This window comes from Chitinophaga sp. 10T418 (genome assembly GCF_056394125.1).
The window spans coordinates 179,427-196,856 of record NZ_JBFTHG010000012.1 but is presented as its reverse complement, the minus strand read 5'-3'; the positions used below and the strand labels follow the sequence as shown (position 1 = coordinate 196,856).

Below are 17,430 nucleotides of genomic sequence, written 5' to 3'. Positions count from 1 at the left end.
TAAAGTATTATTATTTACAAAGCTGCAGGTAAACAGCTGAAATCTTTTCTGTCATTCCGGTTACATTGAAATGCTCTATAATGGCAGCTTTCGCATTTTGTTGTAACTGCAGTCGTAACGCATGATCTGTAGCCAATTTAACAATCGCAGCGGCCAGCGCATCGTTATTGCCTGCTGGTACCAGTAATCCATTTTCGCCATCCTTTACCGCCTCTTTTGTACCATCTACATCGCTGGCTATAACCGCTTTACCCATTGCCATTGCTTCCAGCACACCAATAGGAAAGCCTTCCCATAAAGAAGGGAGACAGTAGATATCTGCAGCGTGTAATACGGCAGGAACATCCTGCCGGAAACCATCAAATATTACCTGTTTATCTACATTCAGTTCCGTTGCTGCATTCATGGCAGCAGTCTTCAGTTCTCCATCTCCTATCATTAATAACTGCAGGTCAGGAACACTTTTAAGTGCTGTGGCAAATGCCGTTACCATGCTTACCGGATCCTTCTGATAGGTCATACGGGCGATATAGCAAATCAGCAGTTTATCTGCCGGAATATTATATGCCGCACGCAGGTCAGGGTAAACAGCATCAGGATTGAACTTTTGCAAATTCACACCATTCCTTACCACAATACTGCTAAACCCATTAAAAGCCTTTATACCCGTTTGCCGGTTGGATTCCGAAACACAAATATTCACCTGGGTTTTTCGGGTAATAAACTTTTCTGCGGCGATGCGTAAACGTTTGGAGAGCGGATGCAGACCATCATGAAACGACCACCCATGAATAGTATATACTACCGGCAGGCCAAGGTTGCGCGCTGCCCACAATACATTGGTGTTTGCCCTGGTACCGTGTACATGCACAATATCAATTTGCTGTTCAGCTATAAATTTCTTTACTCTTTTCCATACGCTGATATCAAATGCCTTTTCACTGTCAATAACAAATGCAGGAACATTCAAAAGCTGCAAAGCTTTTATCATTGGCCCATCCGTAAACGATAATACAACAGGCTCAAATGTTTTTTTATCCAGTGATGCTACCAGGTCCAACACATGACTCTCTCCCCCGCCAATTTTTCCCTGGCGGATAGTTTCAAGTACCCGTATTTTACCATTTATTCTGTCCATGCTATAATTTTTCTATCCAGCGGCTGTACCATAACTGGAATACCAATATGTTCCACAATTTCTGGTGGCTGACTTTTCCTCCGGATAAATAAATTCCCAGCAATTGCTCTACATGAGGAACATTAAAAAGACCTGATTTTGCCAACCTTGCACCAGACAGGTAATACTGCATCTGCTCTTTCAGTTCATCCCGGAACCATTCCTGCAATGGCGCTATGAATGGGCGTTTAGGACGCTCCATCAGCGGTTTGGGAATATATTTGTGTACAATTGTTTTAAGGATATACTTATTGATACCGTCTTTCACTTTCAATGAAGCGGGTACCTTCGCCAGGAATTCTACCAACCGATGATCCAGCATTGGTTCCCGTCCTTCAATGCTCACGGACATGGTTGCCCTGTCTACCTTCACCAGGTTATTATCCACCAGGAAAGTTTTATAATCCACTGCCAGCAGCCGGTTCAGCGGATCATTCATGTTGTCCAGCTCCCCGTTCATGTCAAAATTTGTCCGGTAACCTTCGGCTGGAAAATTGGTGTAGTAATTCACTTCATTCTCTGTCAGGTACTGGCTGATATATTTAAGCGCCTGCTGTGGCTTACCACTCGCCCATATCAGTTTCATTTTTTCATACCTGGATGCGAAATTGTATTGCTTATTAAAATAAGGTATCACTTCCGGAGAAACCACAGACATGGCTGCACTGATCGTGCGTTGCAGGGGTTTGGGGAAACTACCGGTATAACGGAGTGACTGATTAAATTTATTGTACCCGGCAAACACCTCATCGCCACCGTCGGCAGACAGCACCACTTTCACTTCCTTTGCAGCAAATTTACTCACCAGTGTAGTTGGCACCGTTGAATTATCAGCAAATGGTTCATCATATATTTCCGGTAACTGTTCCAACACGTCTTTCGCTTCAGCTGGCCCTACAATCCACTCGTAATGCTCTGTACCCAGATGCATCGCTATTTTTTTTGCTTCGCGCGACTCATCCCATTGCGGTTCTTTATAACCAATGGTGAAGGTTTTAATCCGGCTGGAAGTGTTGGATTGTAAAATAGCCGCCACACTGGCGCTATCATAGCCTCCGCTTAAAAACACACCCACCGGCACATCAGAAACCATACGATAATTATAGGCGCTATGCATCAATTCTTCCGTATGCCTGATTACATCTGACTGTGTTAAGCCTGTGAGCGGCTGGCGATAGGCATCCAATACATTCCAGTATTCATGCGTATTTACGCCGGCGTCTTCCAGTGTTACTTTCAGCGTATGACCCGGCTTTAGCTTATGTGTATTTTTGTAAATAGTATATGGAGCAGGAATATAACTGAACTGTAAAAACAGGGACAGGCTTTTCTCATCAATTTCTTTTTTGAAAGAAGGATGCTCACAAAGCCCTTTCAATTCAGAGGCAAAAAGTAAAGTTTGATGATGCCAATAATAATATAAAGGCTTCACTCCCGCCCTATCACGGAAGAGTGTTACCTCACGGGCTTCCCGGTCATAGATAACAAAGGCGAACATGCCGATGCATTTATCCAGTACCTTCTCCTTCCACTGCGCATATCCTTTTATCAGCACTTCCGTATCGGCGCCTGAATGAAAATTGTAACCCAGTTTTTCAAGTTCCGTGCGGATTTCTTTGAAGTTATATATTTCACCATTGAAAATAATGGAATATTGCTGGTAATGCATGGGCTGATGTCCTGAACTGGAAAGGTCCAGTATAGACAGGCGGCGTTGTCCGAGGCCAATAGATGCACGGGGATCTTCATATACTTCATAACCGGCATCATTTGGACCACGGTGTGCCATCACATCTGTCATTTTCCGCAGCGTATCCGCATCTGATTTTTGGGTAAAATCAATAAACCCTGCTATGCCACACATATGTTATCCGGTTTAGGACGTTTAAGATTCCAAAGAATTCCGTTCCAGAAAGCTTTCAAGTGAACTGATTCCTGTTTTAATAAAAACTGCGCTGTATTCTTTGGTATCGTAAGGAAAATAAAATATAGTACAAAAACCAACCTGGCAGGAAGCTTTACGTTCCTGCGCATGAACAATATCCTGTTCCGCGTAATGTAGTAGGTTTTCAGCGGGCTGTTTTTTCCCGTTGTCATAGACTCTTTATGATAGATCAATGATTTATACTGGTAGTAGATCTTATAACCATGCCGTTTGAACTGCTCGCACCAGTCAAATTCTTCATAATACAGGAAATAAACTTCCGGCATTAGTCCTACTTTTCTCACCGCTTCCGCAGGCACCATCATCGCGCCTCCATGGGCATAGTGCGTTTCGGAGAAGGCATCATACTGACCATTATCCTGCTCCTTGCAGCCAATCATGCTGTTTCTTCCGGTGAGTGTATCCACGGCTTTGTATCCTGCATATTCAATCGTTCCCTTATGGAAAAAATAATGAAACTTTGGACTTACTACACCTGCGTCCGGGTATTTGCTGAATACTTCCAACAAACCTTCTATCAGCCCTTCTGTAAATTCAGTATCATTATTAACCAGGAAGAAGTATTCTCCGGAGGCGGCTTTTATACCAAGATTATTTCCCCCTGCAAACCCCAGATTTTTTCCACTCAACACCACCTTTGCAGCAGGATATTCCTTTTGTATTGCAGCCACGGGGCTTTCGGCAGAGCCGTTATCTACCACTATTACCTCCAGATTGGGGTAAGAGTTATACCGGAGTGACCTCATTAATTCCGCGGTCACTTTAGCATTATTATAATTAACTGTTATAATAGATACCAGTGGATAATATGTACTATTTTCTGGCTGCATCTAATAATGGATTGTCAATACCTGTTTGGGTATGCGTAGTATGAATAAATGTTTTGTCTGCCCCCTTTAAGCGAAACAGCAGTAATATCATAATACCAATTGCACGGGGTAAGGTAATGGCTGCTGTGAAAAGATACTTCGTAAAAAATTTCCCCGGAATAGGCAGTAAAAGGGAGAGCATATTCAATACAAACAGCCCCAGCCAACAGGCAACGGGTATTGTTAAAAATGGCTGCAGTAAAAAACAAAACACTGTCAGTACAGTTAAAGCAGCAAGCAATAACATACGCGGTAATAATGCATTCTGACATACTGCCAAATTAAAATAATTGATGTCGCCCTTGAATAATGCTGTCCATCCCTTCTTCCAGAAAGTGCGCAGGTATACCAGCTGACTTGACATCCAGCGTTTGCGCTGATTTTCAAATACGGCTGCATGTGTAATCTTTTCATCAAACACATAGGCGTCTTCAAGGTACAGGATTGTGTGTCCTTTAGATAACACCAGTAGCTGTAGCACTTTATCGAATCCACCAGTGGCTTGAATTTCCAGTAAGATCTCTTTTATAAGCGGATAATGGAAAGCCATACCAGAACCGATGACGGAAGAAGACAAACCTAAAGCATTGGCGCCCCTTCTGTAAAGGAAATTGGCAATAATCTCGTTGGCCGCATCAAGGATGGCAAAGGGTGTATTAAGATTCTTTGCTACCCTTTGTCCTTGTATAACCGGATTTCCCTGTTGGTAAGCATGATTAATCTTTAAAAGAAAATCTTCTTCCAACATATTATCCGCATCACAAATCAGCGCCAGGTCGTAGTCATTTCCTAAATATTCAAATGCGGCATTCAGTGACTTCGCTTTTGTACTCTTGTCGAATTTAACCGGTACCAGACTAACACCTGTAGCAGCGAGCTCCTCCAGGGTTCTTGACTGCAGTGAATCAGCTATTACCACCACTTCATACTTGTCTACCGGATACCGCAACCGGTTATAGCTGGCCACAGTAGATAAAATAATACTGTCCTCTTTATAGGCAGGAATAAGTATTGCTATTTTGGCGTAAACATGAGTGTCTTCGTATAATATCTTTTTTTTCCGGCTTAAACGGCCGGCAATGGCTAACAAAAGATTGTAGAATACGCATCCGGCCAGGTAAACAAACAGTATTATCTCTATAATTGCTATCATTATACATTATCTTTTTGCACAAGTGCCAGTGGCGTATTCACGATGAGCCACATATCATATCTGAAAGAGCGCTTATGCGCATAATTAATATCCAAGTCTATCCGTTCCTTCACGGACATATCTTTTTTACCTCTTTTACTTACCTGCCACAAACCTGTAATACCAGCCGGAGCAAGGAACCGTTCCACCCAGTCGTCAGTAGTAAGCGTAGTAGCCTCGTATAAGGGCAAAGGGCGGTTGCCGACAAGCGACATATCGCCTTTGAGCACATTGAGCAGCTGTGGTACTTCATCCAGACTGGTGTTACGAAGAAATCCACCCAGCTTTGTTACGCGGGGATCATTGGATACTTTAATAAACACAGGTCCGGCGCCATTACCATCATACTGATTAAGATGCTTTATTTTATCAAGCTGCCTGTCTGCGTCCGGGATCATTGTCCGGAATTTATAAAACTTAAAAACACGGTAATTGCGGCCAGCTCGTTTCGCGGCGTAAAAGATGGGCCCTTTGGACTCTAACCTGATCAGGGCAGCTATCAGCAACATTACAGGGCTTAATAACAAGAGTCCGGTAGCTGCCAGCATCACATCCAGCGAGCGCTTCATGAAATTGCTATAAAATCTGCGGGTGTATAACTTTTTGTTGATGGAAATCTTTTTATAAGCAGGGAAAGTACGCATCCGCTTAAACTTGCTTACAATAGCTACCTTATTACCAAGCATATGCCAGGCGTTCAGGGTGATTACGTCATCAATAAAGCTGTATTTAACCACCAATGACTTTAATTCCTCGAAACCTTTATCCGCGTAAATGAAAAAAGGGATAGAATTGAGGAACTGATAAGTGGAGAAAAAGGATTCCCATTCAGGCAGGGCTGACTCATATGCACTTTCGAACCGGTAAATAATTGCCGCCGGCATTTTTTTGAAGACATACTGCAGTTGATACATTACCTTTCTTGCATCCTCCACATTAGATGCCACAACACATTTGAACTGGTTATTGTCGGTAAGCATCTCCTTATGGGGGTGACCAACAAAAAGTATAATGCTTTCAGTATCAGCAGCAGCAGGACGAAAGGCTTCTTTGCCCACCCCTCTAATGCTCTCTACCTGCAGCAGGTTCGGTGTAAAGGTATTCATATGTCGCTTATTAGTAGTGTATTGGTTAATTCAATATAACAACCTTGCTATACAGCAGAAATACTCAATTGCTCATTTAGTATGAAACCCACCTTATTCAACAATTGCATAGGATCAAAGGGTTTCTGGACTACTTGTCTTACACTATTATATTTATCAGGGAGTTCATTCATCTTCTCCACAAAAAATCCTGACAACACGATAACCGGAACATCCTGGTACAAATAACTGCCGGATAAATAATCGAGTAATTCCCACCCATCTATGTTTGGCATCTGAAGATCCGTAATAATAAGATCCGCTTTATTCCCTTTCAGGAGCCATGTCATAGCAGCCAGACCATCCGGTGCAGAAACCACAGAATATTCTCTCCCTAAAACCGCTTCCAGCAAATAACGCATGGGCGTACTGTCGTCTATTATTAAAATTTTCTTTTTCATTTACCTTCTTTTCTAAACAATGTTTAAAACTGTTAATTGGGTAGTATGCGTACAGTGCATAACCTACACCTGAAGGCTTTAAATGGGATCTGGTCAAGAATTATAAGGTAATTAACCCTTGCGGTTTCTTTCAGGGGATATGAGAGAGGAAAAATGGTTTTTACTTATCTGTTGTCCTGTTATTTGAACGTGTTATTCAATTAACATGGAACAAAAATATTATTTCCCTGATATCATCAATTAATTTTTTGGTAAACGACTCAATTTAGGGGGTAAGTGTTAGAAATTTCACTGTAAACGGTCGGGAAATATCTCTAAAAAAGATCTAAACCAAAATTATAATATAAAATTCAGGTTGTCTATGAAACAAATTATAATACTTTTGTGGCAAAACTACCATCCCCATAAAAATTCTTTCCCGCTATGTCAATTTGGTCTGTGATATTTTGGACAAGTCTTATACTCGTATGCTATAGTTATGTAGGTTATGGCATATTCCTTTACATCGTAATCCGCATAAAGCGTTTACTGCAGGGTAATAGCGCCCGTAAGGAAAGCACATTTGAACCAGAAGTTACTTTCCTGGTAGCGGCTTATAATGAGGAAGATTTTATTGCCGAAAAGATAGCAAATGCACTTTCTCAATCCTACCCCAGGGAGAAAATACAGTTCGTCTTTGTTACAGACGGCTCTTCCGACAACACCAACGAGATTATCTCGCAGTACCCGATGGTACAGCTGTTATACGACCCGCAACGCAAAGGCAAAATGGCTGCAGTGAACCGTGCGATGGCATTGGTAAAAACACCCTTTGTTGTATTATCGGATGCTAATACCTTATTGAATACTTCAGCGGTTGCCCTGCTGATGAAGCGTTTTGAAGATGATCGCGTGGGCGTGGTAGCCGGGGAAAAAAAAGTAATGCCCACCACCGGTGCTGCTGAAGCGCAGGGAGAAGGTATGTACTGGAAATATGAATCCCTGTTGAAGAAATGGGATGCGGAACTCTATAGTGTGATGGGAGCTGCAGGTGAATTGATAGCCATTCGCACAGCGCTATTTGAACAACTGCCGGAAGACACCATACTTGACGATTTCATGCTTTCCTTCCGGATAAACATGAAGGGATATACCGTGATGTATGAGCCGGCTGCGTATGCTATGGAAACCTCTTCTGCGTCACTGGGGGATGAATATAAAAGAAAAGTAAGGATCTGTGCCGGCGGCTTTCAATCGATGGGACGTTTACTTCCTTTATTAAATCCATTCAGGTATCCAAAAATAACCTGGCAATATGTTTCCCACCGGGTGCTCCGATGGACACTGGCTCCTCTTGGCCTGTTACTGGCACTGGTGAGCAATCTTATTCTTATCCTGACAAAAGCAAATGATATCTATGTTATAACCGGCATTGCACAACTATGCTTTTATTCGGCTGCCCTTGCTGGTTATGTACTTACCATGCGACAAATAAAAGCGAAATACCTCTATATCCCTTTTTACTTCGTTTTCATGAATGTAACCGTATATATAGGATTCATCCGGTTCCTGCGGAAAAGGCAATCCGCTGTCTGGGAACGTGCTCAGCGTAGTATAGCCGTGCAATAAAAAAAGTGCAACCGCATTTCACCAGTGAAACATTTGCGTTTACCAACCAAAAACGACCGTTTGCAAAAAAAATCTTAATATATATAAACAGTTATTTAATTTAGCAGCTGTTCTAACTTTATGTCACCAAGTCATTAATTGTCAAATGAGCCGAATTTAGGATACACCATTCACAGTGAATAGTTTTTGATCAGCAGTAATATTCCAATACCTTATCCTTCGACAAAGCCCCACCACTATTGGATTAATCTCCAAAGTAGGATTTAATTTTTTCCATCTCCTCTGAACTACAAGTATTTCCGGATTTCCGGAAGGGTGCTTGTTATATCTTATTTTCCTGTGGTTATCAAAACAATAACCGGGGGTCACATAACATAACGTATTTCCATGAATCGAACTTTACACCGCTTGCTCCTCTTTGTGCTCATCTGGCTATGCGCTCCCAACATTTATGCGCAGTCTGCACTCAATCCAAGTGATCCGGTGATCACTTACAATGCCAATAATCCCCCTGCTGCACCCCAGTATGATAAGATCACAAAATGGGTGAGAACAGTCAGGATGAGTTACAACACCGACTCTTATAAATGCTACATTTATAAGAACATGGCGTTTCGTCTTAAATTCCCTAAGACATACGTTCCTGGGGTAAATGACGGCAAGAAGTATCCCATTTATCTATTCTTCCATGGCGTAGGTGAAAAAGGAACCATTTACGATAATGAGTATCATTTATTGTGGGGCGGACAAACATGGATGAATCGTGTTGATAATGGAACATTTGATGGATACCTGATATATCCCCAAAGCCAGGGCGGCTTCTGGGGTGCTAATGATTATGATAATCTGAAAGAAGTAATAGACTCAATAGTTACCAGTGCCAAAGGAGATCCGGATCGTTTAACCGTAAACGGTTTGTCTGGTGGTGGATGGGCTACCTGGGAATTTACCATGCGCTATCCGCAATTAACAGCGGCATCACTGCCAATGAGTGCCATGGCACTGGATTACGCCAATCACATCGACACCTACAAGTTTATACCTATGTGGTTATTCCAGGGTGGACAGGATGGCAATCCTGCCCCTTATACTACCAACCAGGTAGTAGACCAGATACAGGCGGCGGGCAGTAATTTCAAACTCACTACTTATCCCAACGATGCTCACAATACCTGGATAGATGCCTGGAATGAACCGGATTTTACACCGTTTATGCTAAGGGCTAACAGGCTTAATCCATACCCGTTATTTGGTTCCGCGACCTTCTGTCCGGGCCAGACAATTACCATTGGTATATCTCCCGGATATCAGCAATACGAGTGGCAAAAGGATGGCGCTACTATCTCTACCGGTACCGCAAATTCTATTGTAGTGACTACCCCCGGTAGTTACAGGGTAAGAGCACAATTACCAAATGGCTGGACCGGATGGTCTCCTGCCCCGCTGGTGATCAGCTACAGACCAGCCACGCCGGCACCGGTTATTACCACTTCCCCGGCTCTTGTCAGCAATGTTTTGCCGGCTCCGGACGGTACAACCAACATTACCTTGCAGGTGCCCGCAGGCATGGATTCATATGAATGGCTGCGCGCAGGCAGTGCTACCGTAATCGGTACCACCAATACCTTAACTACTTCCACCATCGGTGCTTATGTGGTACGTGTAAAATCGCCTGGCAATTGCATAGGCTCCTATTCTGATACCTTCAGAGTGGTTGGCAGCACCGGCATTAATGCACCGGATCCTATCAGTAGCCTGGCAGTGAACAGCTTTACCAAAACACAGATCGTGCTGTCATGGGTAGAAAATGCAACACCGGCTTATAATGAAAAATACTTTGAAATTTACAGAGCTACACAAGCTGGTGGACCATATACACTCGTAGGAAAAAACAACGCCAACGTTGTTACTTTTACGGATATTAATCTGACACCTAATACAAACTATTTCTACAGGGTACGCCCGGTAAATGACTATGCTGCAGGACCGCTATCTGCGGAAGTGAAAGGTACTACAGCATTAGACAGTTCTGCTCCTTCTGCCCCTCCTTCATTGGTAATAACCAGCTTTACAAACAATCAGGTTGTTTTAACATGGACGGCCGCTACTGATGATGCAGGTATTGCAGGTTATGATGTCTATGCTAACAATGTGCTGAAAACATCTGTTGGCAATGTGCTGACAGCTACCGTAACAGGACTCGCAGATGGTACCCTGTATAATTTCTATGTGAAGTCGAAAGACGTGTCGGGAAAATCCTCTACACCCAGTAACCAGGTTACCATAAGAACCAAGAAAGCAAACCTTTCTTATAAATTCTACAATGGTACATGGACAACCCTTCCGAACTTTACTACACTTACGCCGACGCAAACAGGTAAATCCTACATCCCGGATCTGACAGTAGTACCAGCTGGTACCGCCAGCAATTATGCGCTTATGTGGACTGGCTATATCCGTATACCAGTAACAGGTACCTATAAGTTTGAAACTAATTCGGACGATGGCAGTAAATTATATTTCAATAAAACGTATTCCAGTTTAGCTATTGCTACTGTAAATAATGATGGCGCTCATGCGGCACAATTTGCATCAGGAACAGTAACTGCGAGTGCAGGTGTTTATCCTATTACAGTAACCTACTTCCAGGGAGGCGGCGGCGCAACTATGGAAGTATACTGGACCAGCACCGCGGCAGGTATACCTACCAGACAATTAATACCGTCTGACGCATTTATTGATACTTCAATAGTAAATGGTACCGCACCAACTGCACCTACAGGTTTGGCAGTAGCAGTGAATAACTACAGCAAGTTAAACCTGACCTGGACAGATAAAAGCAATAATGAAACAGGGTTTGAAATTTACAGAAGTACATCCAGCGGCGGAACATATACCATAGTAGCTACTGCGGCTGCCAATGCCGTTAGTTACACAGATACTGCGTTACTGGCCAGCACTGCTTATTACTATAAAATCAGGGCAATTGGTACCTATGGTGAATCTGCTTATACTTCTGTGGCCAATGCAACAACAGCGCCCAAACCACTGCCACCGGCTGTACCTACTAATCTGGCTACCCTGGCTATTTCCACGCAGATCKTGAAATTAACCTGGACAGACAATTCAACTATTGAAACAGCTTACGAAGTACAACGCTCATTAAATGACAGCACTCATTTCAGCGTGCTGAAAACATTGGGCGCAGTTGTATCCGGACAGGGAACTTTCTCTGACTCTTCTCTGGTTGCCAACACCGTAGCATACTATAAAGTAAGAGCATATGGAGAAGGTGGTTACTCCGTCTTTACGCCGGCAGTGAAAGCAAAATCACTGAATAATGCACCGGTAATAACTGATATCACCAGTCAGACCATCCGTTACGGTACTACCCAAAGCATACCGGTAGCTGCTACGGATCCTGATAACGATCCTGTTACTTTCAGTTTGTATAATGCGCCGGCATTTGTTTCATTGCAGCTGAATGCAGGAATTACGACCTTAAATATTGCACCAACAGCTGCACAACAGGGTACCTATAACGGTGTGGGTGTAATAGCTAAAGATAATAATGGCGGTAGTGATACGACCCTCTTTAACCTCGTGGTAAACGATAACTATCCACCGGTAATAGATTCTATCCCTGCACAGAGTGCGGATGAAGGCGCTACAAGGACTATCAAACTAAGCCTGAGTGACCTGAACCCTGGTAATACCTTTACCTGGACCGCTATACAGTTACCATCTTTTGCAACGCTGCTGAGCCAGAATGATACCTGTCGCATCACGGTACAACCAGGATACGGAGCCTCCGGCACCTATACCATTAAGGTACAGGCCAAGGACAACCAGGGCGGAATAGATACCCGCAGCTTTGTATTAACAGTAGTTGATAAACCAACTCCGAACTACAAGCTGTTCCTGAACTTCAAGCTTAATAACAATGCACCGGCTCCATGGAACAATATTTCCAGCACCACTACCACAGGGCTAAAAGACGATAATGGCCAGGTAACCAGCGCAGGCTTAACCTTTGATGAAACCTGGTGGGCTGCCGGAACAGAAGGCGCAAACACGGGCAATAACAGTGGTGTATATCCTGATGTAGTGATGAGTGAGTACATGTACTTTGGTTCATTACCTGGCTTCTTTACGGGCGCTCCTGCTATGCACGGGCATATAACCGGACTGGAAACAAACAGGACATATTCCATTAAATTCTTCTCCAGCAGTAAATGGTGGGCGCCACAACCAGACAATGGTAGTACCCAGTATACTATCAACGGTGTGACCAAATCATTGAACGTTCAAAACAACAGCACTAACACCGCTGTTTTTGAAAACCTGACAGCAGATGCTAATGGTGAAATTAAATTCACGCTCAGTGTCCCTGCAGGCGGCCAGGTAGGCTATCTGAATGCCATGGAGCTGAATGCAGGTGGCGCAGGTGATACCGCTGTGGTAAATCACCCACCTGTAATTGCAACCATTGCCAATAAAACAATGGCAGCCGGTGATACCCTGCACGTAACTGTTAGCGGTACTGATCCCGAAAATGATGCCATCACTTATGCTGGTTATAACCTGCCTTCATTTGTTACAGTGGTACAATCTCCGGGTAACGTTTACCTGCTGGCATCCCCTGCTACCAACAATACAGGCCAGTTTAACAACATAGGAATTATTGGTACTGATACGCATGGTAACAGTGATACGTCCACTTTTAACCTTACCGTAAATGCTCCTGCAGGTGGAGATACCTCAGGCTACAAACTGTTCCTGAATATAAAACAAAACAGTACTGCACCGGCACCATGGAATAATATTACCGGCAGTCTTACCACCGCTCTGAAAAATGATAAGGGACAAACTACTTCCGCAGGACTGAAGTTTGACGAAACCTGGTGGGCAACAAACGGTGAAGGTGCTACTACCGGAAATAACAGTGGTGTATACCCTGATGCTGTAATGAACGACTTCCTGTACTTTGGTTCACTGCCAGGCTTCTTCACCGGAGCCCCAACCATGACCGGTCACCTGACAGGTCTGGAACCAGGCAAATCATTTACAGTGAAATTCTTCTCCAGCAGTAAATGGTGGGCACCGCAGCCAGATAACGGCAGTACTAAGTTTACCATTAATGGAGTGAGCCAGACATTGTATGTACAAAACAACACCACCAATGTAGTTACCTTCGCGAACCTGACACCAAATGCCAGTGGAGAGATTGTATTTACATTAAGCATTCCTTCCGGCGGACAGGTAGGTTACCTGAATGCTATAGAAGTGGATGCAGGAGGTACGCAGCAACCTACTAATAATCACGCCCCTTCTATAACTGATATCAGTAATCAAAGCCTGGATGCAGGTACTAGTATGAATATCCCCGTTACGGCAACTGATGTCGACGGTAATCCGATCACTTACAGTACACTGAATCTTCCTGCCTTTGTAACACTGGTACAATCTGGCGGTAGTGTATCTCTTGCAGTGGCCCCGGCCATTAACAACGCAGGCGCTTATAACAATGTAAGCGTAATTGCCAGAGATTCTTATGGCGCAGCAGACACGACCACGTTCAACATTACAGTGAATCCACCGGCAGGTTCCGGTGGCAGTTACAAACTGTTATTGAACTTCATGCTCAATGCAAGTGCTCCGGCTCCATGGAACAACATTTCCGGCAGCACTACCGCTAATCTTAAAAATGATCAGGGACTGGCTACCGGTATCGGACTGAACTTTGATGAAACCTGGTGGGCTGCAGGTGTTGAAGGCGCCACTACCGGCAACAACAGCGGTGTATATCCTGACGTAGTACTCAGCCAATACCTTTACTTTGGTTCATTATCAGGTTTCTTCACCGGCGCTCCTGCCATGCACGGACATTTAACAGGATTGAGTGCCAATACCACTTATGTTATCAAGTTCATGTCCAGCAGCAAATGGTGGGCACCACAACCAGATAACGGCAGCACACAGTTCACCGTTAATGGTGTAAGCAAAACCCTGAACGTACAGAATAATACAGCCAATACAGCTGACTTTATCAATCTCACTGCAGATGCCAATGGTGAAATTGCGTTTACCTTAAGTATACCAACCGGTGGACAGGTAGGCTATCTGAACGCTATGGAAATAGATGTTACGCCAAATACGCCAGGTAATCTTGCCAATAACAAGCAGATGATGGGTAACAACCCTACCACCGCCATATCAGGCAATAACATGGCGATTAAAGCCAACCTGCAGGCAAATGTATACCCTAATCCTTTCGTAGATAATCTGGCCGTTGACGTGACACTGCAGAAACCAGCAGCCACTATGCTGATAGAAATAAGTGATATGAACGGAAAGATGCTCTACAGTGAAATGAGAAAAGGTGTACCTGAAGGTAGAAATCTCATCAGAATCGATACACAGCGGTTTGTTAACATAACCGGTATGTATATACTGAAAATCACTTCTTCTACCGGTGAATCAAAGAGCGTTAAACTCATGAAAAAATAACAATAAGTAGTACAACAGATTATAAAAAAAGACCGTTCCAGGGAATATTCCCGAACGGTCTTTTTTTATAATCTGTTACGTTACCCCTTAAACTTGAGCGATTACCAAGTAATTTTTATGTTTCGCTTAAAAATAAAGTGTCTTTTAATATAATCTTTTACCTTTGGACTCTAACCGGATATACCAGGACTAACTATGCCCCGGTTATCTCTTCTGTAACCTCATCCTCCGACAAAACCAAAAGAAGCTTTCCGGCCAATTGCCTGAAACTCTCTTATTTTTTACCATCTCCTCTGATCTTCCAGTTACCATACCGGGAACATGGCATGTATGCAATAACGTGTACTTCCACCTTGTATATCATATTAAAACGTAGTTAAAGGAAAATTTCTATATGGATATCGTGTATTTTATAAAGGCGTTACTAAAAAAGAAGTGGTGGATACTGTTCAGCACCATTGCTGCAATAGCCGGAGCATTGGCCTTTACGATCGGTAAACCTAAACTGTATGCTTCTACAGCACAGATGGCCACCGGGTTTACCACCAATGAACAGATTAAGCTGCGCGACGAGAATTTAAACCTGTTTGAAGCAGACGTAAAATTCGATAACGTTATTGAGACCATGAATTCTCCTCTGGTGATAGGCCTCCTTGCCTGCGACCTGATGATACATGATCTTTCTACCAATAAACCATTCAGACACCTAACTGAAAAAGAGCTGAATAAGCCGGAATATAAAAGCGCCAGCAAGGAAGATATTCTCCGCATTTGCCGGCTGAAGAGCGATTCCCTGCAAATACTTTCTTCCTCCATTCCTGAAGAACGGAAAGTGCTGGAATTTATGAAGCTGTACAAGTACGACTTTGAATCCATCCGTAAAATGTTGTTTGCAGGCCGTTTGTCAAGAACGGATTACATTAACATCAACTGCTACTCAGAAAACCCTGAACTGTCGGCCTATACCGTAAATATGCTTTATAAAGAATTTTTACGCTTCTACCGCAGTTCCCGTTCTGAACGCTCAGTAGAAAACGTGGAAACTTTTGAGGCCCTGGTAAATCAGAAGAAACAGGAACTGGATCAGAAAATAGAGGCGCTACGGGGCTATAAAACAGCACAGGGCGTATTGAATGTGGAAACAGCCAGCGGCAATGAATGGGACCTGATTAAACAGTTCGAAAAATCTGTGTCAGATGAAAGAGCTAACTATAACAATTTACAGGCTTCTCTGGACAATGTGAATACACAGCTGTCTCAGATGAATAGCGGGAAACCGGCTTATACCAATTCAAACGGTGACATCATCGCTTTAAGAAAACAAATCAATGATCTGAATGATGAGTATACCCGGACAGGTTCAAATGATAATGTTCTGGCAGATAAAATAAAAGCACAGCGCAGCAAGCTGCAGAAAGCCATGATCGATGCCTCCACTCCTAACGGTAAAGTAAGTACGAAAGAAGAACTTATTCAACGTAAAGGTGCTTTGGAAGCAGAGGTGAGCGCATCAAAGCTCAATATCAGCACCCTTGATGGGAAAATCCGCAATCTCCGTGCCTCTGTTGGCTCATACGCCAACAAAGAAGCAACTGTGGGATCATTGCAGCAGGAAGTGGTACTGGCCCAGGATGAATATAATAAACTGAAGGAGAAACTGGGTTCCGCACTGGATAACCGTAATGTGCCACAGGATAACTTCCGGCAGACCTTGAAAGGTCAGCCTGCCTTCACCCCTGAATCATCCAAACGCCTCGTGATTATGGGTATGTCCGGAATTGCGGTATTCATGCTTTGCTGTATGGGAATATTGTTCAAAGAGTTTATGGATAATTCGGTTAAATCACCGTCCATCTTCAACCGCACCTCTAACCTCAAACTCATTGGTACTATCAATCACACTAATCTGCAGAAATATAACCTGCTGGAAATATTGCAAAAAAAGTCTGACGAAGCCCAATGGCTTAAAAGGCAGAACGTTTTCCGGGAATTACTGCGTAAGCTGAGATTTGAACTGGAAAACAGCGGCAAGAGGATTTTCCTTTTCACCAGTACCGAACCGCAACAGGGTAAAACTACCCTCCTGCAGGCAGTTGCACACAGCCTGAGTCTGAGCAACAAAAAAGTATTGGTAATTGACACCAATTTCTGCAACAATGATGTAAGCGTGCAGATGGATGCCAAGCCAACGCTGGAACATTTCTCTGTATCTCCTGAAGAGTTCAGTATCGAAAAAGTAAGAGAAATAGTAACATCATACGCTACCCCCGGTATAGAAGTTATTGGATGCAAAGGCGGAGACTATACGCCTTCAGAAATATTGCCTCCCAATCACCTGCTCAATTACCTGGAGGAGCTGAAAGAATATTACGATTATATTTTGATGGAAGGAGCTCCCCTCAATGATTTCACCGATAGTCGCGAGTTATCTGCCTATGCAGAAGGTGTAATCGCCATTTTCTCTTCCCGTTTAAAAATGAAGCAAATTGATCGTGAATCTTCTGAATTCCTGGAATCATTGGGAGACAAATTCCTCGGAGCTGTTTTAAATGATGTTAGAGAAGACTTTATTGAGTTATGATC

General features: G+C 43.4%; 9 protein-coding genes. 3 read left to right on the top strand and 6 right to left on the bottom strand.

What is annotated here, in order from left to right:
- Nucleotides 1-10: 10 nt before the first annotated feature.
- The 6 genes from AC1DCV_RS28840 to AC1DCV_RS28815 are packed head-to-tail and all read right to left on the bottom strand — an operon-like array spanning nucleotide 11 to nucleotide 6,729.
- The gene (locus AC1DCV_RS28840) at nucleotides 11-1,138 is read right to left on the bottom strand and encodes a glycosyltransferase family 4 protein (RefSeq protein WP_477026427.1); all 1,128 of its coding nucleotides are present in this window, start codon (nucleotides 1,136-1,138) and stop codon (nucleotides 11-13) included.
- A gap of 1 nt (nucleotide 1,139) precedes the next feature.
- Nucleotides 1,140-3,041 (bottom strand): asparagine synthase (glutamine-hydrolyzing), encoded by a 1,902-nt coding sequence (gene asnB / locus AC1DCV_RS28835; protein WP_477026426.1) that lies wholly within the window; start codon nucleotides 3,039-3,041, stop codon nucleotides 1,140-1,142.
- Nucleotides 3,029-3,952, bottom strand: coding sequence for a glycosyltransferase family 2 protein (locus tag AC1DCV_RS28830; RefSeq protein ID WP_477026425.1), 924 nt, complete (start codon nucleotides 3,950-3,952; stop codon nucleotides 3,029-3,031). The genes asnB and AC1DCV_RS28830 overlap by 13 nt, the downstream gene beginning before the upstream one ends.
- Entirely contained in the window at nucleotides 3,936-5,144 is a 1,209-nt protein-coding gene (locus AC1DCV_RS28825; protein WP_477026424.1) for a glycosyltransferase family 2 protein, read from the bottom strand. Before AC1DCV_RS28825 ends, AC1DCV_RS28830 begins: the two co-directional genes overlap by 17 nt.
- Nucleotides 5,144-6,289 carry a sugar transferase gene (locus AC1DCV_RS28820; protein ID WP_477026423.1) on the bottom strand — a complete coding sequence of 382 codons (1,146 nt, stop codon included), beginning with the start codon at nucleotides 6,287-6,289 and terminating at the stop codon, nucleotides 5,144-5,146. Before AC1DCV_RS28820 ends, AC1DCV_RS28825 begins: the two co-directional genes overlap by 1 nt.
- Before the next feature lie 47 nt (nucleotides 6,290-6,336).
- A complete protein-coding gene (locus tag AC1DCV_RS28815; protein WP_441577025.1) occupies nucleotides 6,337-6,729 on the bottom strand; it encodes a response regulator in 393 nt (130 codons plus the stop codon).
- Between the two features lie 423 nt (nucleotides 6,730-7,152).
- Between AC1DCV_RS28815 and AC1DCV_RS28810 the strand changes: the two genes are divergently transcribed.
- The 3 genes from AC1DCV_RS28810 to AC1DCV_RS28800 all read left to right on the top strand — a co-directional run bounded on the left by AC1DCV_RS28810 (nucleotide 7,153) and on the right by AC1DCV_RS28800 (nucleotide 17,428).
- Nucleotides 7,153-8,337 (top strand): glycosyltransferase family 2 protein, encoded by a 1,185-nt coding sequence (locus AC1DCV_RS28810; RefSeq protein ID WP_477026422.1) that lies wholly within the window; start codon nucleotides 7,153-7,155, stop codon nucleotides 8,335-8,337.
- Between the two features lie 387 nt (nucleotides 8,338-8,724).
- A complete protein-coding gene (locus AC1DCV_RS28805) occupies nucleotides 8,725-14,847 on the top strand; it encodes a fibronectin type III domain-containing protein (protein ID WP_477026421.1) in 6,123 nt (2,040 codons plus the stop codon).
- Nucleotides 14,848-15,241: 394 nt separating this feature from the next.
- A complete protein-coding gene (locus AC1DCV_RS28800; RefSeq protein WP_477026420.1) occupies nucleotides 15,242-17,428 on the top strand; it encodes a GumC family protein in 2,187 nt (728 codons plus the stop codon).
- Nucleotides 17,429-17,430 lie beyond the last annotated feature (2 nt).

Excerpts from the sequence above, each read along its gene's own strand:
- AC1DCV_RS28800 (WP_477026420.1), top strand. The coding sequence starts at position 15,242 with ATGGATATCGTGTATTTTATAAAGGCGTTACTAAAAAAGAAGTGGTGG.
- AC1DCV_RS28810 (WP_477026422.1), top strand. The coding sequence starts at position 7,153 with ATGTCAATTTGGTCTGTGATATTTTGGACAAGTCTTATACTCGTATGC.
- AC1DCV_RS28840 (WP_477026427.1), bottom strand. The coding sequence starts at position 1,138 with ATGGACAGAATAAATGGTAAAATACGGGTACTTGAAACTATCCGCCAG.
- AC1DCV_RS28830 (WP_477026425.1), bottom strand. The coding sequence starts at position 3,952 with ATGCAGCCAGAAAATAGTACATATTATCCACTGGTATCTATTATAACA.
- asnB (WP_477026426.1), bottom strand. The coding sequence starts at position 3,041 with ATGTGTGGCATAGCAGGGTTTATTGATTTTACCCAAAAATCAGATGCG.
- AC1DCV_RS28815 (WP_441577025.1), bottom strand. The coding sequence starts at position 6,729 with ATGAAAAAGAAAATTTTAATAATAGACGACAGTACGCCCATGCGTTAT.
- AC1DCV_RS28825 (WP_477026424.1), bottom strand. The coding sequence starts at position 5,144 with ATGATAGCAATTATAGAGATAATACTGTTTGTTTACCTGGCCGGATGC.
- AC1DCV_RS28820 (WP_477026423.1), bottom strand. The coding sequence starts at position 6,289 with ATGAATACCTTTACACCGAACCTGCTGCAGGTAGAGAGCATTAGAGGG.